We start from the raw sequence: 24,165 nt of genomic DNA, 5'->3' as shown, positions 1-24,165 counted from the left end.
ACAGGGCCTGTGGGTCACTGTCGCGCGAACTTTGCTGCGAGGAGGTAGCCGTTACGCGGCCAGCGGTTTTTTCACCATGGCTTTTTTGTGCGCGGCCTTCATCGCTTCCATCTCGGCCCCCAGCTCTTCGAGCAGCGCTTTACCCAGCAGTTTCTTGGCCTGGGGGAACATCTCGGTTTCTTCTTCTTCGATATGGTGCTCAAGCAGCTCCTTGACCACTTTGACGCGACCGGAAAACTCGGTGGAAGATGGGTCGGTCTTTTTCAAGTCCGGCAGGACCAGCGAGTCGACGGTACGGTGCTCTTCCTTGGCTTCGTGGTACATGATGTCCTGTTCCTTGCCACCCGCTTTCCTGAACGCGGGGTAGAGGATTTCTTCTTCAAGTTGGGTGTGCAGGGTGACTTCCATTTCAAGTTTGGCCAGCAACTCGGTGCGCTTTTTCACCCCGCGTTCAGTGGATTCGCTCAACTGGGTCAGCAGGGTCTTGACGCGTTCATGGTCGGCTTTGAGCAGGTCGATGGCATTCATAGGTAACCTCACGGGGGTGTGCGGGCGTGTCGAAGTGCACGCCTCGTGGTGAGGAAGGTTGCATCAGGCGTACCAACTTTTATGGTTATAAATCATCTTTAAAATCAGATGGTTATATTTTCATGTGCGCTTGTCGGTCGTGCAGCTTGCATGGTCGGGCCGCGTTGAGGTTGCACAACGCACAGCCGGTTGCTGACACTCCAGCGCAACGGGGGGCCATAAAGTGGGGCCAGGAAAATTCTAATGGAACCCTTGGGGCATCTGCTTGACCTAACGCTTAGACTTCAGGAGGTGAATCATGCAAATTGAATATATCTGGATCGTATTGGCGGTGGTTCTGCTGCTCTTGGAACTTTGGGCGATCAATATCGTTTTGCGCAGCACTGGCGGATGGGAGACCAAGGGGTTGTGGGTCGTGGTGCTGGTGTTCGTGCCGCTGCTGGGGTTGATTGCGTGGGCAATGTTCGGACCCAAGCGTGAAATGGCGCAGCAGCGTAAGAGCTGAAGCGGTGAGTGATAAAAAACAGGCGCCCATGGGGCGCCTGTTTTCATTGCGCTAAGCCGATCAGCCGCCGATGGCCTTGGCAATCGCCTGATTGAACGCCGGTAGGTCGTCCGGCGTGCGCGAGGTGATCAAGGTCCAGCCATTGGCCTGGCACTCTTTAACCTCGGCATCCACTACGCTGGCCGCGCCGGCGTTTTCAAGGTCGATGCGCACGCTTTTATAGGCGGTCAGGGTTTTGCCCTTGACCACGCCAGCGTCGATCAGGGTCCATGGCCCGTGACAGATCGCCGCGATGGTCTTGCCGGCCTGCACGAACTCATTGATCAGGCGCAGTGCGGCAGAATCCTGGCGCAGGGTATCGGCATTCACTGTGCCGCCCGGGATGACCAGCGCATCGAAGTCGGCGCTGACAACATCCGACAGTTGCACGTCGGATTTAACGGCCTGGTCTTTTTCTGTGTCGCCGACGAATGTCTGGGTAGTGCCGCCTTTGCTGGAGGCGTGCGTCACGGTCGCGCCGTAGCCACGCAGCGTTTCCAGAGGCTTGAGCAACTCGTCGCGCTCGATGCCGGTGTTGGAGGTGATGACGAGGATGTGCTTGCCGTTGAGTTGCGAGCTCATGGTCGAGTGTCTCCTTGGGTCATGGATGGTTTAATGGGCGTATTTGGTTTGCAGTTCCTTGGCCATTTTCAGGTGGGCTTCAAGGGTGGGCAGGGTCTTGGTGGCGAAGGCTTTCAGCTCGGGATTGTCCGAGGAGGCCGCTTCTTTCTTGAACAGTTCGACGGTTTTTTCATGGGCCGCTACCTGGTTGTTGGCATAGGCCTTGTCGAAGGATTCATCGCGCATTTCCAGGATGGCTTTCTTCGCCTGGTCGGTGAGCGCGGCGTCATCGGGTACTTCGATATCGAGTTTTTTCGCCAGGGCCATCAGTTCCTGATTGGCCTTGGTGTGGTCTGTGACCATATGCTGGGCGAAGGTCTTTACGTCCGCCGAGCTGCTTTTTTCCAGGGCCAGCTTGCCCGCTTCCACCTCGGTGATACCGCCCTCGGCGGCGTTGTCGACAAAGTCGTTGGAGGTCGCCGCCATCGCGGTGGAAATCGAGCCTGCAATCAGCATGAAGGTAAGGCCCATCGGTTTCATCAGTCGAGTTTTCATGGTGTCTCTCCTTGGAAATGGCGGGATGCCGTTACCTGACTGTTGAATTGAGAGGCGGGTAAAAGGTTTAAAATTTTTTGCGCTTTTTTGCCCAGCGGTGAGGCGCGGCAATTGACTTGAACCAATTCGGATTCCCAGGGTTCTGCTGCATAGGGCCGCCATCTCAGGGGCCTGCCACTGCCAGGAGGATTGCACTGTGACTGATCATAAAACCGCCGATAAAACCCCCGACCCCGTCAGCTCTGAAGACGCGCAAAAAGGTAATGCCCAGGCCACCAAAGGGCAGACGCTTGAACCTGCAAACCCCAAGACTGACACCATCGACAAAGTCGTGACGCCGACCTCGATCAAGGACATTGAACGGCAAACGGATGCAATCAACGAAAAGCTCAACAACGGGCGTTGAACCTGCTGAGTTGATTGGCGGCGAAGGAGCTTGCTCCCGTGGTGGCCTGAACGCTGCCATTGCTTCTTTTTATAAATAAATATAATAATTAGCTTAGATTAAAATGTGCTTTTTATTATTTATGACCATCCCCTAGCCTTGCCTGGAAGTCCCCTTAGGCCATCCAGGAAGATTTGCCATGAGTAGCGTCACGCCGATTTCCAGTGTCTTGAGCAATGTGCGCCAGCGGGTAACACCGCAAGAGTGGGAGGTGCGGGTCAAGTTGGCCGCGGCCTACCGACTGGCGGCGTTGTACAAGTGGACCGATCATATCTACACGCATTTCTCAGCGCGGGTGCCAGGGCCCGAGGCGCATTTCCTGATCAATGCTTTCGGGCTGTTGTTCGACGAAATCAGCGCCTCCAACCTGGTCAAGGTCGATCTGGACGGCACCATCGTCGATGACCCAACGGGCCTGGGGATCAACTACGCCGGCTATGTGATCCACAGCGCCATCCACGGCGCACGCCATGATTTGCAAGCGGTGCTGCACACCCACACCCGCGACGGTATTGCGGTGTCGGCGCAGAAGCAGGGGTTGTTGCCGATCTCCCAGCACGCTATCGCATTCTCGGGGCGTGTGGCTTACCACGGTTACGAAGGGGTGGCGCTGGACCTGGACGAGCGTGAACGGCTGGTGGCGGATTTGGGCGACAAGAGTGTGATGATCCTGCGCAACCACGGCTTGTTGACGGGTGGCGTCAGCGTCGAGCATGCCTTCCAGCAACTACAAAGCCTGGAGCGGGCCTGCAACATCCAGATTGCGGCACAGGCAGCGGGGAATGCCGAGTTGATCTTCCCACCCGCAGAGGTGGTGGCCAAAGTCGAGCAGCAGGCCAAGGTGTTCAGCAATGGCGAAGGCCCGGGCGTGGCGCGGCATTGGAATGCGCTGGTGCGCCAGCTTGAGCGTACCGATACCGACTACAAGAACTGAGTCGAATGGATTGTTCCCACGCTCTGCGTGGGAACACAGCCCAGGACGCTCTGCGTCCCTAAGCGTGACGCGGAGCGGCACACGAGGCATTCCCACGCAGAGCGTGGGAACGATCATCAAAACCTCACGTCAAGGCGATAGTTGACGCGTTGCTGTGCGGCCCGACGGTACTGGCACGGTCCGCCAGGTAACGCGCCGGCGGTTGGCCCATGGCCTTGCGGAACATGGTGATAAACCCGCTGGCATTTTCATAACCCAGGTCCAGCGCCACGCTCTGCACACTTTCGCCGTTGGCCAGGCGCTGCAGTGAAAGGATTACATGCAACTGCCGGCGCCAGCGACCGAAGCTCAGGCCGATCTCTTCCAACAACAGGCGGGTCATGCTGCGTTCGCTCATGCCGATGCGCACGGCCCATTCGCCCAGGGTGGATTTATCGCCGGGGTTGGCCAATAAGCTGTTGGCCAGCCGATGCAAGCGGGGGTCTTGGGGCATCGGCAAATGCAGGGCTTCGATGGGGGCCTGGGCCAGTTCGTCGAGTAACGTCGCCACCAGGCGGCCCTGGGCGCCGTCTTCGTCGTAGAGCTGCGGGAAGCTGACCGCCTTGCCGATCAATTCGTGCAGCAATGGCGACACCGACAGCGTGCAACATTGCCGGGGCAGGGCGCTGGCGGCGTTCGGGTTGATCAACAGGCAGTACACATCCGCTTCGCCGGCACCGCGTGCCGCGTGGGTTACTCCGCCGGGAATCCACAACGCGCATTGCGGCGGCACGATCCAGATACCCGCCTCGATCACACAATGCACCACGCCGCGCAAGGTGTAGATCAATTGCCCGTGTTGATGGTGGTGAGGGGTATGTTCCCAGCGTTCGGACGTACTCGAGGCGCCCACTGCAACAATCGAGCGAGGGATCGCGGCGGCGTCGCGGACCCGGCAGGGGTCGTACTGGTCGAGGCGGTGATGAACCATGGTGAGAACTGCCTTGGCTGGATTGCGAAATATTCTGGCTATTCTGTGCAATGCTGTCCAGCGCCAGTCGCCCTATGATGAGAACCAATCTCATCAAAGGAGCTTTGCCATGCGACTCGACAGTTCAACTTTCCCGGTGGTGAAAATCTTTTTCGACGCGCCTAGCGAAGGTGCGCCGGAAGACGCCTTCCTGACCTTCGAACGTCTGCTGGCCCGTGAGCAGCCCTTCTTGCTGCTGCACGAAAAAGCCGTGGATGAGAACAGTCATGAACACGCCCACGAAGAGCGCAAGCGCGCCTCTATCTGGATGAAGAAAAACAAGGCTGCCTTGCGCGCCTACGTCAAAGGCATGATCCAAGTGGAGCCCAGCGCTGCCAAGCGCCTGGCCCTCAAGCCCTTTGCCGTGACGTTCGGCAAGGCCTGGGGTTACCCGCTGCTGGTGGTGGAGTCCAAGGATCGCGCCTGGGCGTTGGCCCAGGATGTGCTGGATACAGAAGTGTCGGATGTGGCGCATTTCTGAGCCTGGCCAAAGCTCGACAGCGTCCACAATTGAACTACCTTGATTGACGAGCCTTCCCACTCGGTATTCAAGCATGCGCACTTTATGGACGCGGTACCTGGCGTTGCTGGAAAACGACCTGAGCACGCAGATTTTCGACAATGTTAAAAATCTGTTGGTCTGCGCATTGTTGTTTGCGGCGGGGACCAACGCGCTGGTGGGACCGCGCGAGTTGCTGATCGGTATCTTCGCCTCCAGCGTCGCGGGCTGGGGCTTGATTGTGCTGTCGACGGTGCTGATGCTGTTGAACGTCAGCGACGGCATTCGCCGCCTGGCCAAATTGCGTTATCACTTGGCGTTGCAACTGTTGTTGATCCTGATCTACGTGGTGATTGCCGAGCGGGTGGTAGAGATTGTGTGGGTGTTGCGCGCCCATTGACGTATCCTCCGCGCCTCGTTTACCACTGATTCGAACAAAGATGACAGGACAAGCTATGCAGGCGCTGCTGGAGTCGATCCTCGACGAAGTGCGCCCCTTGATCGGCCTCGGCAAAGTCGCCGATTACATTCCCGCGCTGGCCGACGTGCCCGCCAACCAACTCGGCATCGCGGTATACGGCAACGACGGCACGGCCTACTGCGCTGGAGATGCAGACACGCTGTTTTCGGTGCAGAGCATTTCCAAGGTCTTCAGCCTGGTGCAGGCCATCGACCATGGCGGCGAATCCATCTGGGAACGCCTGGGCCACGAGCCCTCGGGGCAGCCGTTCAACTCCATGGTGCAGCTGGAATTCGAACGTGGCCGCCCGCGCAACCCTTTTATCAACGCTGGCGCGCTGGTGATCTGCGACATCAACCAGTCACGCTTCGCCGTGCCTATTCTGTCGATGCGCGACTTTGTACGGCGCCTGTCGGGCAACCCGCAGATCCTGGTCAATAGCGTTGTGGCCGAGTCGGAAGCCCAGCACGGTGCGCGCAATGCGGCCATGGCCTACCTGATGAAGTCTTTTGGCAACTTCCACAATGATGTGGACGCGGTGCTGCACAGCTACTTCAACTATTGCGCGTTGCAGATGAGCTGCCTGGACCTGGCCCGAGCATTCAGCTTTCTGGCCAATGAAGGCGTGAGTGCCCACAGTGGCGAGCAGGTGCTGACGGCGCGCCAGACCAAGCAGGTAAACTCGATCATGGCCACCAGCGGCTTGTACGACGAGGCGGGCAACTTTGCCTACCGCGTGGGCCTGCCGGGCAAGAGCGGGGTCGGCGGCGGAATTGTCGCGGTGGTGCCGGGGCAGTTTACGGTGTGCGTATGGTCGCCGGAGTTGAACGCAGCGGGCAACTCGCTGGCGGGGATGAAGGCGTTGGAATTGTTGAGTGAGCGGATTGGGTGGTCGGTGTTTTGAGATCGTTCTCTCTGTGGGAGTTGGCTTGCCTGCGAAAGCGGTGGTTCAGTTGAAGAATCATTGACTGACAGGTCGCCATCGTGGGCAAGCCCGCTCCCACAGGGATCTATGCCTGGCGCCAATTCTGTGGGCAACCCACAACCAGTGTGGGAGCTGGCTTGCCTGCGAAAGCGGTGGTTCAGTTGAAGAATCATTGACTGACAGGTCGCCATCGCGGGCAAGCCCGCTCCCACAGGGTTCTATGCCGGGTGCCGATTCTGTGGGCAACCCACAACCAGTGTGGGAGCTGGCTTGCCTGCGATAGCGGTGGCTCAGTTGAAGAATCATTGACTGACAGGTCGCCATCGCGGGCAAGCCCGCTCCCACAGGGATCTATGCCTGGCGCCAATTCTGTGGGCAACCCACAACCAGTGTGGGAGCTGGCTTGCCTGCGAAAGCGGTGGTTCAGTTGAAGAATCATTGATTGACTGGTCGCCATCGCGGGCAAGCCCGCTCCTACAGGGATCTATGCCTGGCGCCAATTCTGTGGGCAACCCACAACCAGTGTGGGAGCTAGCTTGCCTGCGATAGCGGTGGCTCAGTTGAAGAATCATTGACTGACAGGTCGCCATCGCGGGCAAGCCCGCTCCCACAGGGTTCTATGCCGGGTGCCGATTCTGTGGGCAACCCACAACCAGTGTGGGAGCTGGCTTGCCTGCGATAGCGGTGGCTCAGTTGAAGAATCATTGACTGACAGGTCGCCATCGCGGGCAAGCCCGCTCCCACAGGGATCTATGCCTGGCGCCAATTCCGTGGGCAACCCACAACCAGTGTGGGAGCTGGCTTGCCTGCGAAAGCGGTGGTTCAGTTGAAGAATCATTGACTGACAGGTCGCCATCGCGGGCAAGCCCGCTCCCACAGGGATCTATGCCTGGCGCCAATTCTGTGGGCAACCCACAACCAGTGTGGGAGCTGGCTTGCCTGCGAAAGCGGTGGTTCAGTTGAAGAATCATTGACTGACAGGTCGCCATCGCGGGCAAGCCCGCTCCTACAGGGATCTGTGCCTGGCGCCAATTCTGTGGGCAACCCACAACCAGTGTGGGAGCTGGCTTGCCTGCGAAAGCGGTGGTTCAGTTGAAGAATCATTGACTGACAGGTCGCCATCGCGGGCAAGCCCGCTTCCACAGGGATCTATGCCTGGCGCCAATTCTGTGGGCAACCCACAACCAGTGTGGGAGCTGGCTTGCCTGCGAAAGCGGTGGTTCAGTTGAAGAATCATTGACTGACAGGTCGCCATCGCGGGCAAGCCCGCTCCTACAGGGATCTATGCCTGGCGCCAATTCTGTGGGCAACCCACAACCAGTGTGGGAGCTGGCTTGCCTGCGATAGCGGTGGCTCAGTTGAAGAATCATTGACTGACTGGTCGCCATCGCAGGCAAGCCAGCTCCCACATTTTGATCCTCATTGTTCTTCGAATTGTAGGTGAGCCAAAACAAAAAATGCGCCCCTTGGGGCGCATTTTTTGCTCGGTCAGCTATGGCCTATCAGGCCGTCGCATCCCAGGCCCGATCACCGTTCTCGTCTTTGATCCGAGTCGGCAAGCCCATCACATCCAGCGCCTTGAGGAACGGCTCAGCTGGCAGTTCCTCGACGTTGGCCATGTGCTTCACATCCCACTCGCCACGCGCCACCAGCAGTGCAGCGGCTACCGGTGGTACGCCTGCGGTGTAGGAGATGCCCTGGCTGTCAGTCTCGGCATAGGCCTCTTCATGATCAGCCACGTTGTAGATGAACATCTCACGCGGTTGGCCATCCTTGGTGCCTTTGACCAGGTCGCCGATGCAGGTCTTGCCGGTGTAGCCCGGGGCGAGCGAAGACGGGTCGGGCAGCACGGCCTTGACCACTTTCAACGGCACCACTTCCAGGCCTTCGGCGGTCTTGACCGGCTGTTCGGAGAGCAGGCCGAGGTTTTTCAGCACGGTGAACACGTTGATGTAGTGTTCGCCGAAGCTCATCCAGAAACGCACGTTGGGCACGTCGAGGTTTTTCGACAGCGAGTGCACTTCATCGTGGCCGGTGAGGTAGAGGTTCTGCGAGCCAACTACCGGCAGGTCGTCGGTGCGTTTGACTTCGAACATGGTGTTGCTGGTCCACTGGCTGTTCTGCCAGCTCCACACCTGCCCGGTAAATTCGCGGAAGTTGATTTCCGGATCGAAATTGGTGGCGAAGTATTTGCCATGGGAGCCGGCATTGACGTCGAGAATGTCGATCGAATCAATGCGGTCGAAATGCTGTTGCTGCGCCAGCGCGGCATACGCGTTGACGACACCTGGGTCGAAGCCCACGCCAAGGATGGCGGTGATGTTCTTCTGTTTGCATTCTTCCAGGTGGTTCCACTCGTAGTTGCCGTACCACGGCGGGGTCTCGCAGACCTTGCCCGGCTCTTCGTGGATGGCGGTATCGAGGTAAGCCACGCCCGTGTCGATGCAGGCACGCAGTACCGACATGTTGAGGAAGGCGGAGCCGACGTTGATGACGATCTGCGAATCGGTCTCGCGGATCAGGGCCTTGGTCGCTTCCACGTCCAGGGCGTTCAGCGCGAAGGCCTGGATATCGGCGGGAACCTTGAGGCTACCCTTGGCCTTGACGCTGTCGATGATGGCCTGGCATTTGGAGATGTTGCGCGACGCGATAGCAATACGACCGAGTTCGTCGTTGTGCTGCGCGCACTTGTGGGCCACCACCTTGGCGACACCTCCTGCACCAATGATAAGAACGTTCTTTTTCAATTGCTTTATCTCTCCTTTATCCGCCAGCTCAGGACAGGCTGGACAGGTAGTCGTCGTAACCAAATTCACGAACCACCTCGACTGTACCGTCGAGTTGTTTCACTACGATGGACGGCATTTTCAGGCCGTTGAACCAGTTTTTCTTGACCATGGTGTAGCCTGCGGTGTCGATGAACGACAGCCGATCGCCGATGGCCAGCGGACGATCAAATTGATACTCGCCGAAGATGTCCCCGGCCAGGCAGGATTTGCCGCACACCATGTAGGTGTGTTCACCCTCGCTCGGCGCCAGCTTGGCGTTGAGGCGATAGATCAGCAGGTCCAGCAGGTGGGCTTCGATGGAGCTGTCGACCACGGCGAGATTCTTGCCGTTGTAAAGGGTGTCGAGCACGGTGACTTCCAGGGAGGCGCTGTTGGTGATCGCCGCTTCGCCGGGTTCCAGGTAGACCTGCACGCCGTACTTCTCGGAGAACGCTTTGAGCCGTGCGCAGAATGCATCCAGTGCATAGCCTTCACCGGTGAAATGGATGCCGCCGCCGAGGCTGACCCACTTGACCTTGTGCAGCAGCGCACCGAAGCGTTCTTCGATGGTGCCGAGCATCTTGTCGAACAGGCTGAAGTCGCCGTTCTCGCAGTTGTTGTGGAACATGAAGCCGGAGATCTGATCGATCACGCCATCGATCTTCACCGGGTCCCACTCGCCCAGGCGGCTGAACGGGCGCGCCGGGTCGGCCAGCAGGTAGTCAGAGCTGCTCACCTGCGGGTTCACACGCAGGCCGCGGATCTTGCCTTCGCTGCGTTCGGCAAAACGCTGCAGTTGGCTGATGGAGTTGAAGATGATTTTGTCGCAGTTCTCCAGCATCTCTTCGATTTCATCGTCGGCCCAGGCCACGCTGTAGGCGTGCGCTTCACCTTCGAACTTCTGGCGGCCGAGCTTGAGCTCATACAGCGACGACGAGGTGGTGCCGTCCATGTATTGCTGCATCAAGTCGAATACCGACCAGGTGGCAAAGCACTTGAGCGCCAGCAGAGCCTTGGCGCCGGACTGTTCGCGCACGTAGGCAATCTTCTGCATGTTGACCAGAAGCTTCTGTTTATCGATGAGGTAGTACGGCGTTTTGATCATTTTTGAGAGCCTGCGGCGGTGCCTGCCAAAAAAGGACACGCATTGTGCCCGCACTTGGAACAGATCGAAAGGTTAGCCGGCGGATTTTGCGCGCCACGTTAAGCATAGGGCGTAAGTATGACCGTTCATAAGAATCACCCCGCCCCCTTTGGGAGCGCTCGGGCCTCAGCGAGGCCGCGATGACGCCGGCTCTGGCACCACAAACACCCACAGTAGCGCCGCTAATATCATGCCCACCTGAACATGAGTGAATCTTGTGATGATCTAGAGCAAAATGAGTTTGTCTCAAGACATCCCTCTGCCGACAATGACCGCCATCAATTAGACCATCGGAGTTGTAAGTCATGGCAGTCGCTCATTCCCTCGGGTTTCCACGCATTGGACGCGATCGTGAACTGAAAAAAGCGCAGGAAGCGTTCTGGAAGGGTGAGCTCGACGAAGCCGGCCTGCGCGCCGTTGGCCGTGACTTGCGCAGCACCCACTGGGCGCTGCAACAGCAAGCCGGTATCGAACTGTTGCCGGTCGGTGATTTCGCCTGGTACGACCAGGTGCTGACCCATTCGTTGATGTTCGGTGTGGTCCCTGAGCGGTTCCGCCCGGTCGATGGCCAGGCCACGTTGCATACCTTGTTCGCCATGGCCCGTGGCGTCAGTGACAGCTGCTGCGGCGGTGCCCATGCCCAGGAGATGACTAAGTGGTTCGACACCAACTATCACTACCTGGTGCCGGAGTTCAGCGTCGATCAGCAATTCCACCTGGCGTGGGATCAACTCTTCGAAGAGGTCCAGGAAGCCCTCGACCTGGGGCACAGCGTCAAGCCCGTGGTGATCGGCCCGCTGACCTATTTGTGGCTGGGCAAGGCCAAGGGCGCTGACTTCGACAGGCTCGACCTGCTCGAGCGACTGCTGCCGCTGTATGGCCAGATATTCCAGCGCCTGGCCGAATTGGGCGTGGAATGGGTGCAGATCGACGAGCCGATCCTGGCGCTCGATCTGCCCCAGGACTGGAAGAACGCTTTTGAGCGCGCCTATAACCTGATCCAGCGCGACCCGCTGAAAAAATTGGTGGCCACCTACTTCGGCGGCCTGGAAGAAAACCTTGGCCTGGCTGCCAATCTTCCGGTGGATGGCCTGCATATCGACCTGGTGCGTGCACCGGACCAGTACCCGACCATCCTCGACCGCCTGCCAGCGTACAAGGTGCTGTCCCTGGGCGTGGTCAACGGCCGAAACGTGTGGCGTTGCGACCTGGAAAAAGCCCTGGCCATCTTGCAGCATGCCCATGAGAAGTTGGGCGATCGCCTGTGGGTCGCGCCGTCCTGCTCGCTGCTGCACAGCCCGGTGGACCTGGAACGGGAAGACCAGTTGGATGCCGAATTGAAAAGCTGGCTGGCCTTCGCCGTGCAGAAGTGTGCGGAAGTGGCGCTACTGGCCAAGGCCGTTGATCAGCCCGAAGCCCCTGGCGTACTCACCGCCCTGGCTGAGAGCCGCGCGGTGCGGGCAGTTCGCGCCGCATCGTCACGCATTCACAAACCTGCCGTTCAAGCTCGTGTGGCCGCCATCACGGCGCAGGACAGCCAGCGCCAGTCGCCGTTCGCCCAGCGCATCGAAAAGCAACGGGCCGGCCTTAACCTGCCGCTGTTCCCGACCACCACCATCGGCTCGTTCCCACAGACCGCGTCGATCCGCCTGGCGCGCCAATCGTACAAGGCCGGCAAGTTGAGCCACGCCGAATACGTCGATGCCATGCACAGTGAGATCAAGCACGCTGTCGAGGTGCAGGAAAACCTCGGCCTGGACGTGTTGGTGCACGGTGAAGCCGAGCGTAACGACATGGTCGAGTACTTCGCCGAACAACTGGATGGCTACGTGTTTACCCGGTTCGGTTGGGTGCAGAGTTACGGTTCGCGTTGCGTGAAACCCGCAGTGATTGTCGGCGACCTGAGCCGCCCGAACGCCATGACCGTGGAGTGGATTCGCTATGCCCAAGGTCTTACCGACAAGGTGATGAAGGGCATGCTGACGGGCCCGGTGACCATGTTGATGTGGTCGTTCCCACGGGAAGACGTGAGCCGAGAAGTGCAAGCCCGGCAACTGGCCCTGGCGATTCGTGACGAAGTGGTCGATCTGGAAGCCGCCGGCATCAAGATCGTGCAGATCGACGAAGCGGCTTTTCGTGAGGGCTTGCCGTTGCGCCAGGCGCAGTGGCAACCCTACCTCGACTGGGCGACTGAAGTGTTTCGTTTGTGTGCGAGTGGCGTGAGCGATGAAACCCAGATCCACACTCACATGTGCTACAGCGAGTTCAACGATGTGATCGAGTCCATCGCCGCCATGGATGCCGACGTGATCACCATCGAAACCTCCCGCTCGGACATGGAGCTGCTCGACGCGTTCGAAGCCTTCGCCTACCCGAATGAGATCGGCCCGGGGGTCTACGACATCCACTCGCCGCGGGTGCCGGATGCCTCGGAAATGGCCAACTTGCTGCGCAAGGCCGCCAAGCGGATTCCGGCAGAGCGCTTATGGGTGAACCCCGATTGCGGCTTGAAGACGCGGGGCTGGCCGGAGACCGAGGCGGCGCTCATTCATATGGTCACCGCCGCTCGCCAACTGCGTGCTGAACTGGCCTGATTCCTGAGCCCGGGCGCGGTTAAAAACTGTGGGAGCGGGCTTGCTCGCGAATGCGGTCTTCCAGTCACAGCAGCAGTGGCTGACACACCGTATTCGCGAGCAAGCCCGCTCCCACAGGGGATCTGTGGCAGGCGCTGATTATGTGGGCGATGCGTAACCAGTGTGGGAGCTGGCTTGCCTGCGAAAGCGGTGGTTCAGTTGAATATTTAGTAGCTGACACACCGCCCCGCACAATTAGCCTGCATCAGGTCAGAGGTATTTGAGCCACGCCAGGTCCCGCCGCCGTGCTTTCAGGCCGGCGAACCAACGTACCGGCAAGTACAGGGCAATCGGCAACAGCAGCGCTGCCAACCACACCGCACCGATACCGTCGAAGCCAAAGTAATTGCCATGGTTGAGGCCAAACAGCGCAACGCAGGCCACATAGAGGATTTTCAGTACATAAAGGTGCAACAGATAAAAGAACATCGGCGCCGCGCCGAACACCGCCAGCACGCCGATCCAGCGCTTATGCCCCGCGCGTTCAAACGCCAGCAGCAACAGCAAGCCAATCCCCAGGGTCAACGCCAGAAACAACAGCGAAGGCGGATACTTGGTGATGTTGAAAAAGCTCATCAGCGTCAGCACGCTGCTGTCATACACCTGCCAAGGCTGCTCGCCATAGCCGTTGAGCGCGCGCAGCAACCCAAAGCCCACCAACGCGCCCACCCCCGCGACCCGTAAATAACGCTGGCGCACAGCCGGAAGCGTGGCATCGGCAAACCATGGCCCGAGGCCGTAACCCAGGGCAATCACACCGATCCATGGCAGCACCGGGTAGGTGGTGCGCAGGCGCAGGTTTTCAGAGACTTCAATCCAGTTGCGTTCATGCAAGATCGTCCACGGCACATGCAACATCGAGCCCGCTGCAACGTGCAACCCATCGAGCAGGTTGTGCCCGGCGATAATCACCAGCGCCAAGCCGATCAGCCAGGCACGCGGTAGCCAAACCAAAGCGGCGAGGGCGATCATGCTGATGCCGATGGCCCAGATGACTTGCATATAGATCACGCTGGGTGGCAGTTGGAAGGTCCACGCGAAGTTGACCAGGGTGAATTCCAGCACCACCAGGAACAGCCCGCGCTTGAACAAGAATGCCGACACGTCGCGACGGCCCTGATATTTCTGGCCGTACAGCCAAGCCGACAATCCGGTGAGCAGCACAAACACCGGCGCGCACAAGTGGGCCAGGGTGCGGCTGAAAAACAACGCAGGCTCGGTGCTGTCTATGCTCATGGGGTCGCTGACCTGGCGGTGCAGCAAGAAGGTTTCACGCACGTGGTCCAGCAACATAAACAGGATCACCAGGCCGCGCAGGGCGTCGATGGACAGCAGGCGTTTGCGTAAAGTCATAGCGTCAGTCATAAGTTAAGGGTCACACGCAGGCAAAATATTGACGTTATTCTATAACATTAAGCGAGGCGCTGATGACAAGCATGACCCCACACTCGGCCGAAGCCGTAATCGCGTTCTGGAAACAGGCGGGGCCCAAGCGTTGGTTCGCCAAGGACGACGAGTTCGATGCGACCTTTCGCGACAGCTTCCACGCCACTCATATGCAGGCGGCGCGGCGTGAACTCGAAGACTGGTTGACCACGGCGGATGGCGCGCTGGCGTTACTGATCCTGCTGGACCAGTACCCGCGCAACGCCTTTCGCGGCACGGCGCATATGTTCGCCACCGACCCGCTGGCGCGGTTGTATGCGCGAAAGATGGTGGACGCAGGATTGGATCAACAGGTTGAACCTCAGTTGCGTGCGTTCTGCTATTTGCCTTTTGAACATTCGGAAGACCCCCAGGACCAGCAACGCTCCCTGGCCCTGAACCAGCAGTTGGATGCCAGCACCTACCACTGGGCCAAGGAGCATGCCGACATCATCGAGCGGTTCGGGCGGTTTCCCCATCGTAATGGGGTGTTGGGCAGGACGAGCACCGACGAAGAACGCGCCTTCCTCAAGGCCGGTGGCTTCGCCGGTTAGGCGTGCTCTGGCGCCAGGCTTCGCTGGGCGCCAACGCGGCGAAACCGCCGCACACCCTTGAGGTCAATTGCCCATCGCAACGCTTCAGTGGCCGAAGGACGCGGGCCCTGGTTGATCGCCTGTTCATCCTTGCCCAGTGCGCTGAGGTAACCCTGCGTACCGCCGCGTTCGCTCCAATAGTGAGTGTGGCTCAACCAGGATTTGGCCAGCCAGCCTTTGCCATTGCCCACGGTCACCGGCAAGTCCAGCACGCCGCCGCCCATCACGGGCTTGACCGGGCCGCCGACGATGTCGCCGAACAGGCCGAAGGGGGCAGGGAAGTACAGGTTGGTCCAGCGCGTGACGGCAAAGGCTGCGGCGTGGTGCAGGTAGTGCGGGGTGAAGGGCTTTTGGCCGAGCATCAGCGGTTGGCGGGCGTTGTAGCCGTAGCCTTGGGTGTCTTCGGTGGGCGGGCAGGCCGGGGCTTCGCGGCGTTCCATACGCTGCTGGAAGTCACTGACGCTGCGGCCCAGCAACAGGCTGGCGTGGGCCATTGGGCTGCCGACCGTGACCAGGTCGGTGATGCGCCAGGGGTTGCCCAGGCCGCGCTGTTCGGCAAAAGCTTCGGTCTGTTGCTGACGAAAATTCAACAGGCTGCTCAGGCTGCCGTCCAGCAAGGCGCCGGCGGCGGGCAGGGCATCCTTGACCACCGGTTGCAGCGGTTCGCGGTTGGCATAACGGGCCGCCAGCTCACGGTTGCTGGGGGTCAGTTGGGTCAGTTGGTCGTGGTATTCATGCCAGAGGTAGCCGACGATGTCATAGGCAATCACAGCAGCCCAGGCTGTGACCCACGACGATGATGCGCTCGTAGTCGCCCTGGTTGTGCAGGGCACGCAGCAGGTCTACACCGTCGGCACGGATCTGCTCGCGCACCCTCACGTTCTGCGGATTGGGGCTGAGGTAGCGTGCGGCGTCTCCCAGGTACGCCAGCGCCGAATAGCGCAGCCCCAGTCCCATGGCCGCGAGCAGCAAGGGGATCAGCGCGAAGGGGTTGTCGCTGGGGGGCAATTGGCCCCAGGCCGTGGCCAATGTACCGCTGGCAACCAGCAGCAATAACACCAGCACCGTCCAGCGCGTGCTGCGCCAGATCGGCACGATGGCCTCGGGAATGTCGCGACGCGGGCGCTTGAAGATGTCCCACAGCCAGCCCAGCAGATGGCCGAACTTGGTGCCCTGCATCTTGTGGGCCCAGTAGTACTCATAGAAATCCGTCGAGGTACGGCCCGAGGCCTTCAGTACGCGCAGGTCGAAGTTGCGCGATAGCCGATCCGGCTTGCTCCAGTACAGAGGTTTGCCATCGGGGGTGTCCGTGGGGATCATCGCTTCGACAAAGCCGCGCAAGGTGTCCATTGGGCGCTGCTCGCCGATGCCGTGGATAACCACAACTGCTTGTTTCATGTGCTGTTCCTTCCTTGAAAATCAGCGGTAGCCATAATATTGCCACTAGCCGCGCTATTCCCGCCAGGAATGCCCCCATAAAAACCCTGCATTGTCTTTATCGGCCGGGATCTCGTAGCGTGACGCCTCACCTCAGGAGATTGCCCATGAGCCAAGGCCCGCTGCACCTCTACGTTGATTCGCTGTTTACCAGCCCCTATGCCATGTCGGTGTTTGTCGCCTTGCGCGAAAAAGGCCTGGCGTTCGAGACCCTCACCCTGGACCTCGATGCCGGGCAAACCCAGGCGGCAGATTACGCCCAACGCTCCCTGACCCAGCGAGTGCCGACCTTGGTAGACGGTGATTTTGCGCTGTCGGAGTCTTCGGCCATCACCGAGTACCTGGACCAGGCCTACCCCGAAACCCGCGTGTACCCGGCGGATGTGCAACAGCGGGCGAGGGCGCGACAGGTTCAAGCGTGGTTGCGCAGCGACTTGCTGCCGATTCGCCAGGAGCGCTCGACCCTGGTGGTGTTCTGCGGGCAGAAGAGGCCGCCGTTGTCAGCAGAGGCTCAAGCCGCCGCGACCAAGTTGATCAGCGCGGCGCAAGCCTTGCTGGCGGATAACCGCGAGTACCTGTGCGGCCAGTGGTCGATTGCCGATGTGGACCTGGCGGTGATGCTCAATCGCCTGATCCTCAACGGTGACGCCATGCCAGCGCAGCTGGTGGCCTACGCGCAACGCCAGTGGCAGCGGCCGTCAGTGCGCGAGTGGGTCGAGCTGCGACGGCCCGCGCTCTAGTTGTGCCTGCTGGGCAACACGCCGGTCGAGGTCTTCCCAGTCGGCCATGCCCAGCACGCGCATGGTGTTCAAACCGCGCAAATAACCGCGCAATTGCTCGGCGCTGGCGCTGCTTTTCGCGGCGTCGGCGTGTGAGTTCAGCAACACGGTTTCGTACTCAACCAGGTAGTCGGCGACTCGCTCGCGAAACTCTGGCAGTACCGCCTCGCGGATACGATCGAAGATTTTCTGGTAGGGCTTCATGGCGGGGTCCTTATAGATTTTATGGGCGGCCTGACACTATCGGTTCAAATGATAGTCACCATCAAGGATCACAAGTTCTGTTTTTTCGCCAAACGCGCAGAATCTGCACATCGAGACGCAGCCCAAGGAAAAATGCGCGATGAGGACGATTATCCAGTTGGCTTTGATGGCCCTGATGCTGGGCACCGCGGTCATGACCACCCCGGCGATGGCCGATGAAGTGCGTACAGGCCATTTGCTGCCACTGGTGGGTAGCGTAGACTCCCTGCAGCGTGCCCAGTCGGTGGGGGTATTGTTCAGTGAAAACACCCGCGACAACCTCAGCTACCTTGAACGCTACCACGCCATGGCGCAGAACGGCGCCAAGGATGCCCTGGATGGGCGGATTCGCGAGGCGTTCGTCAACAGCTCCGACCCGGAACTGGCGATCGACTGGTTGATGCACTCGTTGCAGGGCACTTTTCTCTCGGTGACGGTCTATAGCAGCCTGGATGAGTTGGTGCAGGCGCACCCGGATGTGGTGGTGGTGCTCGATACCCATAACCAATTGCTCACCCAGCGTAATGACCGGGTCGAAGCACGCTTTGTCGCACGCTTCTACGACGCGAACCTGCAATTTATCGCCAAGGCCGAAGGCTCGGTGGATAAGCACGTGCCGTCAGTGTGGGTGCACGACAAGGCGGCGCCGGAGATTGCTGCACTGATTGAGCAACAACGCGATGTACAGCAAGATGCCCTGAAGCAGTTCGATGCGTCGCTCAAGGCCCTGATTCGCGCAGGTTGATCCGCGATGGTTGTGAACCCTATTTGGTTATTTTCAGGAATGTTTATGCGCTCTTTCTTCGCCTCGGCCCTGGCTTGTGCTTCGTTGCTGCTGACCGGTTGTATCACGGCGCCCAACGCCCCATCGCTGACCCTGCAAACCAACAAGACCCCCGATGGCTATGTGCAATGCGTATTGCCCAAGCTGGAAAAGCACGGCATCACCTCGACCGTCACCCAGAACTCGCGCCACGCCAAGGTGCTGTTGACCAGCAAGATTGCCGCCGATGATGTGCTGGAGGCCTACAAGTCCCAGGACGGCACCAAAGTGTTCCTGTATGAGCGCAAGCCGTTGGCTTCGGCGATCAAGCCATCGCGGCTGGAGCAGGCCGCGCAGGATTGCAAATAAACCCGCACACACATAACGCAACCCACCCTGTAACCAATGTGGGAGCTGGCTTGCCTGCGAAAGCGGTGGTTCAGTTAAATATTCAGTGACTGACACGCCGCCTTCGCGGGCAAGCCCGCTCCCACAGGGGATCTGCGCTAGGCGCTGATTCTGTGGGCAATACATAGGAGCGAGCTTGCTCGCGAAAAACTCATAGGCGCCGCGTTTATTCGGGAGCGCGCGTAATCGTTGACTTCTTTCGCGAGCAAGCTCGCTCCTACAGGGTATTGGCCCCATTTGGATCAGGGTTTGGCTTCGTTGCTGAAGCTGTCGACAGTCTTGACCAATCCCTGCGCCGCCAACGCCACCAACTCACCGCCTTTCTCCACAGTAGCCAACGCCGGGTCCGAGCCCATGCGGCCGTCAGGGAAGCGCGCACGGAAGTCCAGGGCCTCGCGGATCGGGCCGGTGTTGGCAATTTGTGGTGAGTAGTCGGCAGACTTGATCGCGTCCGGATACGCCCACTGCGTCACGGCAATTTCCGATGGCGTGGCGTGGCTGCCATGCCCCACCGGGAATTGACGCTGGGCCAGGTCAGTGACGCCTTCCAGGTCCCACCAGTTCACCAGTTTCAGCGCAAACCCGGCCGGGCGGCGGGCGAAGCTGGCTTCGGCGTACAGCTCGGAGAACGCCGCTTCAATCGTGGCGATGTTGCCGCCGTGACCGTTCAGGAACAGGATCTTTTCGAAACCATGCCCGGCCAGCGAGCGCACCCAGTCGCCAATCGCGGCGATAAAGGTGGAAGGGCGCAGGGAGATGGTGCCGGGAAAGCCCAGGTGGTGTTGGGCCATGCCGATATTGAAGGTCGGGCCGACCAGGATGTCGGCGTGCTTCTGGGCGTGGTGGGCGATGATCTCCGGGCACATCCAGTCAGTGCCCAGCAGGCCGGTGGGGCCATGTTGCTCGTTGGAACCGATGGGAATCACCACCGTGCGGCTGCGTTCCAGGAACTGCCCGATTTCGATCCAGGTGGAGGTGTGTAGAAGCATGCGACGTTCTCTTTTATCAGTGGGGACAGGCTATCCGCCACGGATTGTACGACTACTCGCCACCTGTTGGGGTTTGCAATTGAGGTAGGTCGATGACTTCAGCCAGCGCTGGTCGGGGTACCACGAAAACATGAACTGCCCGTCCTTGAGCTTGTCCACCACTTGGCGGGCGACTTGCGGACGCACGGCCGGGCAACCCTGGCTGCGGCCGATACGGCCTTCGCGCTTGCTCCACAATGGGCTGACGTAGTCGGCAGCATGAATCACGATGGCGCGGTCGCGGGCCTGGTCATTGAAGCCGGGTTCCAGACCGTCCATGCGTAGCGAGTAGCCATGGGCGCCCAGGTAGCTTTCCTGGGTGCGGAACAAGCCCAGGCTCGACTGGTGGCTGCCCTCGAGATTGGAGAACTGGGTAGCGAAGTTTTCCCCGGACTTGGCACCGTGAGCCACCAGGTCGCGTAGAACCAAGGTCTTTTTGCGCAGGTCGAAGATCCATAGGCGACGGGCGGTCGAGGGCTGGGAGTAGTCAATAACCGCAAGGCGATCGGAACGCTCCTCGCCGTTATTGACCGCGCACTGCACGGCGCTCAGGGCGCTTTTCAGCACGGTGGGATTGAGTTCTGGAGCCGAGCGCGCCAGGCTGCTATACAGGGAAGGAGAGGTGCCATTGGCGGCGAGCGCAACATTGCTCAATAAAGCCAGGCACCCAGTGATCAAGCCCAGGCTGGTTAGCCTGAGCAGGCGTATAAAAGTCAGCATCTACAGTCGAGTCCCCGCTGTGGAGTGGAGCTAAGTCAATTGTTCAAAAAACACGCATGTTACTTGAGCATTTGCCTGCTCGTTGCACCATTGGTCGCTACAGCCGAAACGCTGCCGGTGGAGCCATTGCCCGTCACCACCCCTGCGCCGGTCGCGCTGGCGCCGTTGCAACAGGCGTTAGCGCAGTTGACCAGTGTCTGCCCGCACCTTGCGCCGCGTATCGATGCCGCCGCGCTGGCGCGCCTACAAGCCTTTTACCAGCAGCAGGGCGATGCCCCGCTATGGTCGGCTGACGAACGCCGGCATGCCTTGCACAGCCAGTTGCTGATGCTTGCCGACGATGGCCTGGACCCCACCCACTATAGCTTGCCCGCGGCGGATGCCACGGCCAACGTGCTGTGCAGCGATATCGCCAACAGCCAGCAGTACCTGCAAGCCCTGCAGGATTTGCATTACGGGCGCCTGCAGCAATCGCGCTTTGAGCCCCTCTGGCACTCCCAGCCACCCAGTGGCGATCCGAATACCCAAGTACTGGCGTTCGCCGCCACCGGCCTGCAAGACATGGCCCAAGCCTTCGATCATGCGCGGCCCAGCGCCGATTTGTACCGCAGCCTGCGCAATGCCTATGCCGGCGTGCGCCAGCAGCCGCTGCCCCATTGGGACCCGGTCGCCGAGGGCGCGTTGCTGCGCCCGGGCATGAACGACGCCCGGGTGCCGGAGTTGGCGCGGCGCCTGCACAGCGGTGGCTACCTGGCCCAGTTGCCCAGCGGCAACGGCAAGCAATACCAGGGCGAATTGGTCAAGGCGGTGAAAGCCTTCCAGCTCAGCCACTCGTTGCAGGCCGACGGCGTGGTCGGCGCCGGCACCGTGGCTGAACTCAATATCAGCCCGGCGATGCGTCGTGAACAACTGCGCATCAACCTGGAGCGCTTCCGCTGGCTGGCCCAGGACCTGGAGCCTGAAGGCGTCGTGGTCAATGTGGCCGCCGCGCAACTGAGCGTGTACCAGAGCGGCATCCCGGTGTGGCAAACCCGCCTGCAAGTAGGCCGGGCCGAACGCCAGACGCCGTTGCTCAAGTCGCGTATTACCCGGCTGACCCTCAACCCCACCTGGACCATCCCACCGACCATCATGCGCGAGGACAAACTGCCCGCCATCCGTCTCAACCCTGAATACCTGCGCCAGCAAAACCTGCAAGTGCTCGACGCCGAAGGTCACCCCTTGACGCCCGACCAGGTCGACTGGGCACGCCCCGGCAATATCCTGCTGCGCCAGCAGGCCGGTCCGCGTAACCCGCTGGGCAAGATTGTGATGCGCTTTCCCAATCCGTATTCGGTGTACCTGCATGACACCCCCAGCCAGCCCTTGTTCACCAAGGGCCCACGGGCGTTCAGTTCGGGATGCGTGCGGGTCGAGCAACCGTTGTTATTGCGCGACCTGCTGGTAACGCCCGCCGAACGCACCCGCACCGATGAGCTGCTGGCGACCGGCGAAACCCATGAATTCAGGCTGGCCACGCCGGTACCGGTGCTGTTGGGGTATTGGACGGTAGAAGTGGATCGTCAGGGCGAGTTGGTGTACGCGCCGGATATCTATGCGCGTGACCCGGTGTTGATCAAGGCCATGGGCAGCGTGCTCTAGGGCACGCTTATTCCGGCATCAGTTGCTGGCGGCATTCCAGCACCAGGCGGGCGCCGCCCAACTCACTGGTGCCGACCTCCAGCTTGAACCCATGCAAGTTGATGATCGCCGCCACAATCGACAGGCCCAGCCCAAAGCCGCCTTGCTGATCACTCTCATCGACCCGATAGAAACGCTGGAACACCGACGCGCGCTCGGCAGCCGGAATGCCTGGCCCGGAGTCGAGCACTTCGATGCGCGTACTGCCCAGGTCGTTGACTGCTCGCAGGATCACCTTGCCCTTGGGCGGGGTGAACTTGATCGAGTTACTCAGCAGGTTGGCCAGGGCTTCGAATAGCAGCGCACGGTCACCGGTAATCCACGGCAGTGAATCAGGCGCTTGTAACACCAGCTCCAGTTCGCCTTCTTCGGCCAGGGGCAGATAGAAGTCATGCAGCTCGCGCAGCAACGGCAGCGGGTCCAGCACCAGGAAGCCCGAGCGGCGCTGGTGGTCTTCCAGTTCCGAGATGCGCAGCAGCCCGCGAAAACGTGCCATCAGCGTATCGGTCTCGGCGATGGCGTCATCGAGCTTTACCGCGTGGGCCGAGTCTTCCTCGGCTTGTTGCTTGATGCGGTAAAGCTGGGCGCGCAAGCGGGTGAGCGGGGTGCGCAGGTCGTGGGCGATGTTGTCGCACACGCCCTTGACCTCGTTCATCAGTTTTTCGATGCGGTCGAGCATGGCATTGACGATGGCGGCAAGCATGTCCAGCTCGTCGCGCCGGTTGGACAGCGGCAACCGGTGCGTGAGGTCGCCGGCGACAATGGCCTCGGCGCTGGCCTGGATCCCGCGAATACGCCGCAGCGGGCGACGGCGCAGCAGGTGCCAGCCGGCAGCGCCGGGGATGATGGTCAAGGACAGCGCCCACAGTAGGGCGTGCCAGATAATCCGCGTTACCCCGAACAACGAGCCGTTGGCGCGCACCAACACCAGCCAGCGGCCGTCTTCGGTGTGGGTGGCCACGGCGTCGCAGCTGTCCTTGGGCAGCTTGGGATCATCGGATTGCACGCAATTGGTCAGGGCGTAGATCTTGCCATCCAGCGGCAAGTCGGGTGGCACGGCGCGGATCGGCCCGCTCAAGGGGCGAAATTGCTCATCGAACAGGCCATAGGCGTCCACGCCCTTCATGTCGAAGGTCATGCTGGTGGTCAGCGCTTCCACCAGTTCTTCGCCGTCGAAACGCTGGAAAAGATGCTGGCGCTGCAACAGGGAATGGCGCGACAAGTCGCTGAGGTAGCCTGAGACCTCGTAGTACAGCACCCCCATGAGGATGCAACTCCACGCCACGAATAACGAACTGTACAGCGCCAGCAAACGGCTGCTGGAAGAGCGCCAGCCTTTAGAGGGGTTCAGCAATGACATAACCCGAGCCTCGTACCGTGCGGATCAGCGGCGTGAGGCCCGGTGGGTCGATTTTCTTGCGCAGACGGCCGATGTGCACGTCGATCAGGTTGGTGCCGGGGTCGAAGTGATAGCCCCAGACTTCCTCGAAAATCATCATCCGCGACAGAATCTGCCCGGTGTTGCGCATCAGGAATTCAAGCAGTTTGTATTCAGTGGGCAGCAGCGTCAGCGGTTGATCGGCGCGGCTGGCTTCGCGGCTGATCAGGTTCAGTTCCAGGTCGGCCACGCGCAGGGCGGTTTCGAATTCCTGGACCGTGCTTTTACGCCGCAGCAGCACTTCGACACGGGCGGCCATTTCATCCGAGGCGAACGGCTTGGTCAGGTAATCGTCGCCGCCGGCACGCAGGCCGCGCACGCGCTCGTCGACATCGGAGAGGGCGCTGATCATCAGGATCGGCGTAGACACCCCAATAGTGCGTAACGTGGTGACGATGGCCAGGCCATCCAGTTCGGGCAGCATGCGGTCAAGGGTGATCAGGTCGTAATCACCACTCACGGCACGGACCAGGCCCTCGCGGCCGTTGTCCACCCAATCTACGTCCAGTCCATGGCTACTCAGCTCGGCGACAATCTCGCGGGCCGTTACGGCGTCATCCTCGATGGTCAAAATGCGGGTCATAGGATTACCTGGTGAGCGTTCACACTAGAAGTGGCGACATTTTGCCAAGAAGTTGCTGAATGT

The 24,165-nt window shown here is 60.2% G+C and carries 24 protein-coding genes and 1 pseudogene; 12 read left to right on the top strand and 13 right to left on the bottom strand.

Annotated features, from left to right (window positions below):
* Positions 1–51: 51 nt before the first annotated feature.
* Entirely contained in the window at positions 52–528 is a 477-nt protein-coding gene (locus AB4P90_RS16760) for a hemerythrin domain-containing protein (protein ID WP_014718797.1), read from the bottom strand.
* Positions 529–826: 298 nt separating this feature from the next.
* Between AB4P90_RS16760 and AB4P90_RS16755 the strand changes: the two genes are divergently transcribed.
* A complete protein-coding gene (locus tag AB4P90_RS16755; RefSeq protein ID WP_003191730.1) occupies positions 827–1,033 on the top strand; it encodes a hypothetical protein in 207 nt (68 codons plus the stop codon).
* 60 nt (positions 1,034–1,093) lie between these two features.
* Here the strand turns inward: AB4P90_RS16755 and AB4P90_RS16750 are convergent, their stop codons facing one another.
* Both AB4P90_RS16750 and AB4P90_RS16745 read right to left on the bottom strand, forming a co-directional pair.
* On the bottom strand, positions 1,094–1,654 hold the full coding sequence (locus AB4P90_RS16750) for a type 1 glutamine amidotransferase domain-containing protein (RefSeq protein ID WP_395605161.1): 561 nt from the start codon (positions 1,652–1,654) through the stop codon (positions 1,094–1,096).
* Positions 1,655–1,684: 30 nt separating this feature from the next.
* Positions 1,685–2,188 carry a DUF4142 domain-containing protein gene (locus tag AB4P90_RS16745; protein WP_020303039.1) on the bottom strand — a complete coding sequence of 168 codons (504 nt, stop codon included), beginning with the start codon at positions 2,186–2,188 and terminating at the stop codon, positions 1,685–1,687.
* A 196-nt stretch (positions 2,189–2,384) separates the two neighbouring features.
* Between AB4P90_RS16745 and AB4P90_RS16740 the strand changes: the two genes are divergently transcribed.
* Both AB4P90_RS16740 and AB4P90_RS16735 read left to right on the top strand, forming a co-directional pair.
* Complete coding sequence (locus AB4P90_RS16740; protein ID WP_014718794.1) at positions 2,385–2,594, top strand: hypothetical protein; 210 nt, start codon at positions 2,385–2,387, stop codon at positions 2,592–2,594.
* Between the two features lie 178 nt (positions 2,595–2,772).
* Positions 2,773–3,567 carry a class II aldolase/adducin family protein gene (locus AB4P90_RS16735; RefSeq protein WP_058410543.1) on the top strand — a complete coding sequence of 265 codons (795 nt, stop codon included), beginning with the start codon at positions 2,773–2,775 and terminating at the stop codon, positions 3,565–3,567.
* 124 nt (positions 3,568–3,691) lie between these two features.
* On the opposite strand, the gene AB4P90_RS16730 is transcribed toward AB4P90_RS16735, so the two are convergent.
* The gene (locus tag AB4P90_RS16730) at positions 3,692–4,537 is read right to left on the bottom strand and encodes a helix-turn-helix domain-containing protein (protein ID WP_038452182.1); all 846 of its coding nucleotides are present in this window, start codon (positions 4,535–4,537) and stop codon (positions 3,692–3,694) included.
* A 109-nt stretch (positions 4,538–4,646) separates the two neighbouring features.
* On the opposite strand from AB4P90_RS16730, the gene AB4P90_RS16725 reads away from it, so the two are divergent.
* The 3 genes from AB4P90_RS16725 (at position 4,647) to glsB (ending at position 6,439) form a co-directional block, all read left to right on the top strand.
* Positions 4,647–5,057, top strand: a complete 411-nt coding sequence (locus AB4P90_RS16725; RefSeq protein ID WP_014718791.1) for a hypothetical protein — start codon at positions 4,647–4,649, stop codon at positions 5,055–5,057.
* 73 nt (positions 5,058–5,130) lie between these two features.
* Positions 5,131–5,475, top strand: a complete 345-nt coding sequence (locus AB4P90_RS16720; protein WP_014718790.1) for a hypothetical protein — start codon at positions 5,131–5,133, stop codon at positions 5,473–5,475.
* Positions 5,476–5,530: 55 nt separating this feature from the next.
* Complete coding sequence (glsB, locus tag AB4P90_RS16715; protein WP_014718789.1) at positions 5,531–6,439, top strand: glutaminase B; 909 nt, start codon at positions 5,531–5,533, stop codon at positions 6,437–6,439.
* A 1,523-nt stretch (positions 6,440–7,962) separates the two neighbouring features.
* On the opposite strand, the gene AB4P90_RS16710 is transcribed toward glsB, so the two are convergent.
* Together AB4P90_RS16710 and AB4P90_RS16705 are read right to left on the bottom strand one after the other, a co-directional pair.
* Positions 7,963–9,207: a saccharopine dehydrogenase family protein gene (locus tag AB4P90_RS16710; protein ID WP_019817179.1), complete on the bottom strand. Its 1,245-nt coding sequence runs from the start codon at positions 9,205–9,207 to the stop codon at positions 7,963–7,965.
* A gap of 28 nt (positions 9,208–9,235) precedes the next feature.
* A complete protein-coding gene (locus tag AB4P90_RS16705; protein ID WP_019817180.1) occupies positions 9,236–10,333 on the bottom strand; it encodes a carboxynorspermidine decarboxylase in 1,098 nt (365 codons plus the stop codon).
* A gap of 344 nt (positions 10,334–10,677) precedes the next feature.
* On the opposite strand from AB4P90_RS16705, the gene metE reads away from it, so the two are divergent.
* Entirely contained in the window at positions 10,678–12,966 is a 2,289-nt protein-coding gene (gene metE, locus AB4P90_RS16700; protein WP_395605160.1) for a 5-methyltetrahydropteroyltriglutamate--homocysteine S-methyltransferase, read from the top strand.
* Positions 12,967–13,215: 249 nt separating this feature from the next.
* Here metE and AB4P90_RS16695 read toward each other — a convergent pair whose 3' ends face one another.
* Positions 13,216–14,370, bottom strand: coding sequence for a DUF1624 domain-containing protein (locus AB4P90_RS16695; RefSeq protein WP_038450415.1), 1,155 nt, complete (start codon positions 14,368–14,370; stop codon positions 13,216–13,218).
* Positions 14,371–14,441: 71 nt separating this feature from the next.
* Here AB4P90_RS16695 and AB4P90_RS16690 point away from each other — a divergent pair, with 71 nt between their 5' ends.
* Positions 14,442–14,984 (top strand): DUF924 family protein, encoded by a 543-nt coding sequence (locus AB4P90_RS16690; RefSeq protein WP_019817183.1) that lies wholly within the window; start codon positions 14,442–14,444, stop codon positions 14,982–14,984.
* On the opposite strand, the pseudogene AB4P90_RS16685 reads toward AB4P90_RS16690, so the two are convergent.
* Positions 14,981–16,421: pseudogene (locus tag AB4P90_RS16685) on the bottom strand (hypothetical protein). The gene AB4P90_RS16690 and the pseudogene AB4P90_RS16685 sit on opposite strands and share 4 nt — an antisense overlap.
* A gap of 146 nt (positions 16,422–16,567) precedes the next feature.
* Here AB4P90_RS16685 and yfcF point away from each other — a divergent pair.
* The gene (gene yfcF / locus AB4P90_RS16680) at positions 16,568–17,200 is read left to right on the top strand and encodes a glutathione transferase (protein ID WP_058410523.1); all 633 of its coding nucleotides are present in this window, start codon (positions 16,568–16,570) and stop codon (positions 17,198–17,200) included.
* Here yfcF and AB4P90_RS16675 read toward each other — a convergent pair.
* Positions 17,159–17,443 (bottom strand): hypothetical protein, encoded by a 285-nt coding sequence (locus tag AB4P90_RS16675; RefSeq protein ID WP_014718781.1) that lies wholly within the window; start codon positions 17,441–17,443, stop codon positions 17,159–17,161. The two genes, yfcF and AB4P90_RS16675, sit on opposite strands and share 42 nt — an antisense overlap.
* A gap of 139 nt (positions 17,444–17,582) precedes the next feature.
* Between AB4P90_RS16675 and AB4P90_RS16670 the strand changes: the two genes are divergently transcribed.
* Positions 17,583–18,227, top strand: coding sequence for an ATPase (locus tag AB4P90_RS16670; RefSeq protein ID WP_072434048.1), 645 nt, complete (start codon positions 17,583–17,585; stop codon positions 18,225–18,227).
* Between the two features lie 45 nt (positions 18,228–18,272).
* The gene (locus tag AB4P90_RS16665) at positions 18,273–18,614 is read left to right on the top strand and encodes a hypothetical protein (RefSeq protein ID WP_014718779.1); all 342 of its coding nucleotides are present in this window, start codon (positions 18,273–18,275) and stop codon (positions 18,612–18,614) included.
* A 281-nt stretch (positions 18,615–18,895) separates the two neighbouring features.
* On the opposite strand, the gene AB4P90_RS16660 is transcribed toward AB4P90_RS16665, so the two are convergent.
* The gene (locus tag AB4P90_RS16660) at positions 18,896–19,642 is read right to left on the bottom strand and encodes a creatininase family protein (protein ID WP_038450407.1); all 747 of its coding nucleotides are present in this window, start codon (positions 19,640–19,642) and stop codon (positions 18,896–18,898) included.
* Between the two features lie 30 nt (positions 19,643–19,672).
* Positions 19,673–20,401 carry a murein L,D-transpeptidase catalytic domain family protein gene (locus AB4P90_RS16655; protein WP_019817186.1) on the bottom strand — a complete coding sequence of 243 codons (729 nt, stop codon included), beginning with the start codon at positions 20,399–20,401 and terminating at the stop codon, positions 19,673–19,675.
* Between the two features lie 39 nt (positions 20,402–20,440).
* Here AB4P90_RS16655 and AB4P90_RS16650 point away from each other — a divergent pair, with 39 nt between their 5' ends.
* Positions 20,441–22,042: a murein L,D-transpeptidase gene (locus AB4P90_RS16650; protein WP_020301790.1), complete on the top strand. Its 1,602-nt coding sequence runs from the start codon at positions 20,441–20,443 to the stop codon at positions 22,040–22,042.
* A 7-nt stretch (positions 22,043–22,049) separates the two neighbouring features.
* Here AB4P90_RS16650 and AB4P90_RS16645 read toward each other — a convergent pair whose 3' ends face one another.
* Both AB4P90_RS16645 and AB4P90_RS16640 read right to left on the bottom strand, forming a co-directional pair.
* Positions 22,050–23,441, bottom strand: a complete 1,392-nt coding sequence (locus AB4P90_RS16645) for a HAMP domain-containing sensor histidine kinase (RefSeq protein ID WP_014718775.1) — start codon at positions 23,439–23,441, stop codon at positions 22,050–22,052.
* On the bottom strand, positions 23,419–24,102 hold the full coding sequence (locus AB4P90_RS16640; RefSeq protein ID WP_003191687.1) for a response regulator transcription factor: 684 nt from the start codon (positions 24,100–24,102) through the stop codon (positions 23,419–23,421). Before AB4P90_RS16640 ends, AB4P90_RS16645 begins: the two co-directional genes overlap by 23 nt.
* Positions 24,103–24,165 lie beyond the last annotated feature (63 nt).

This window comes from Pseudomonas sp. B16120 (genome assembly GCF_044218845.1).
Taxonomy (GTDB): Bacteria; Pseudomonadota; Gammaproteobacteria; order Pseudomonadales; family Pseudomonadaceae; genus Aquipseudomonas; species Aquipseudomonas paracarnis.
The sequence above is the reverse complement of the archived record's forward strand: the minus strand, read 5'-3'. Positions and strand labels throughout refer to the sequence as shown.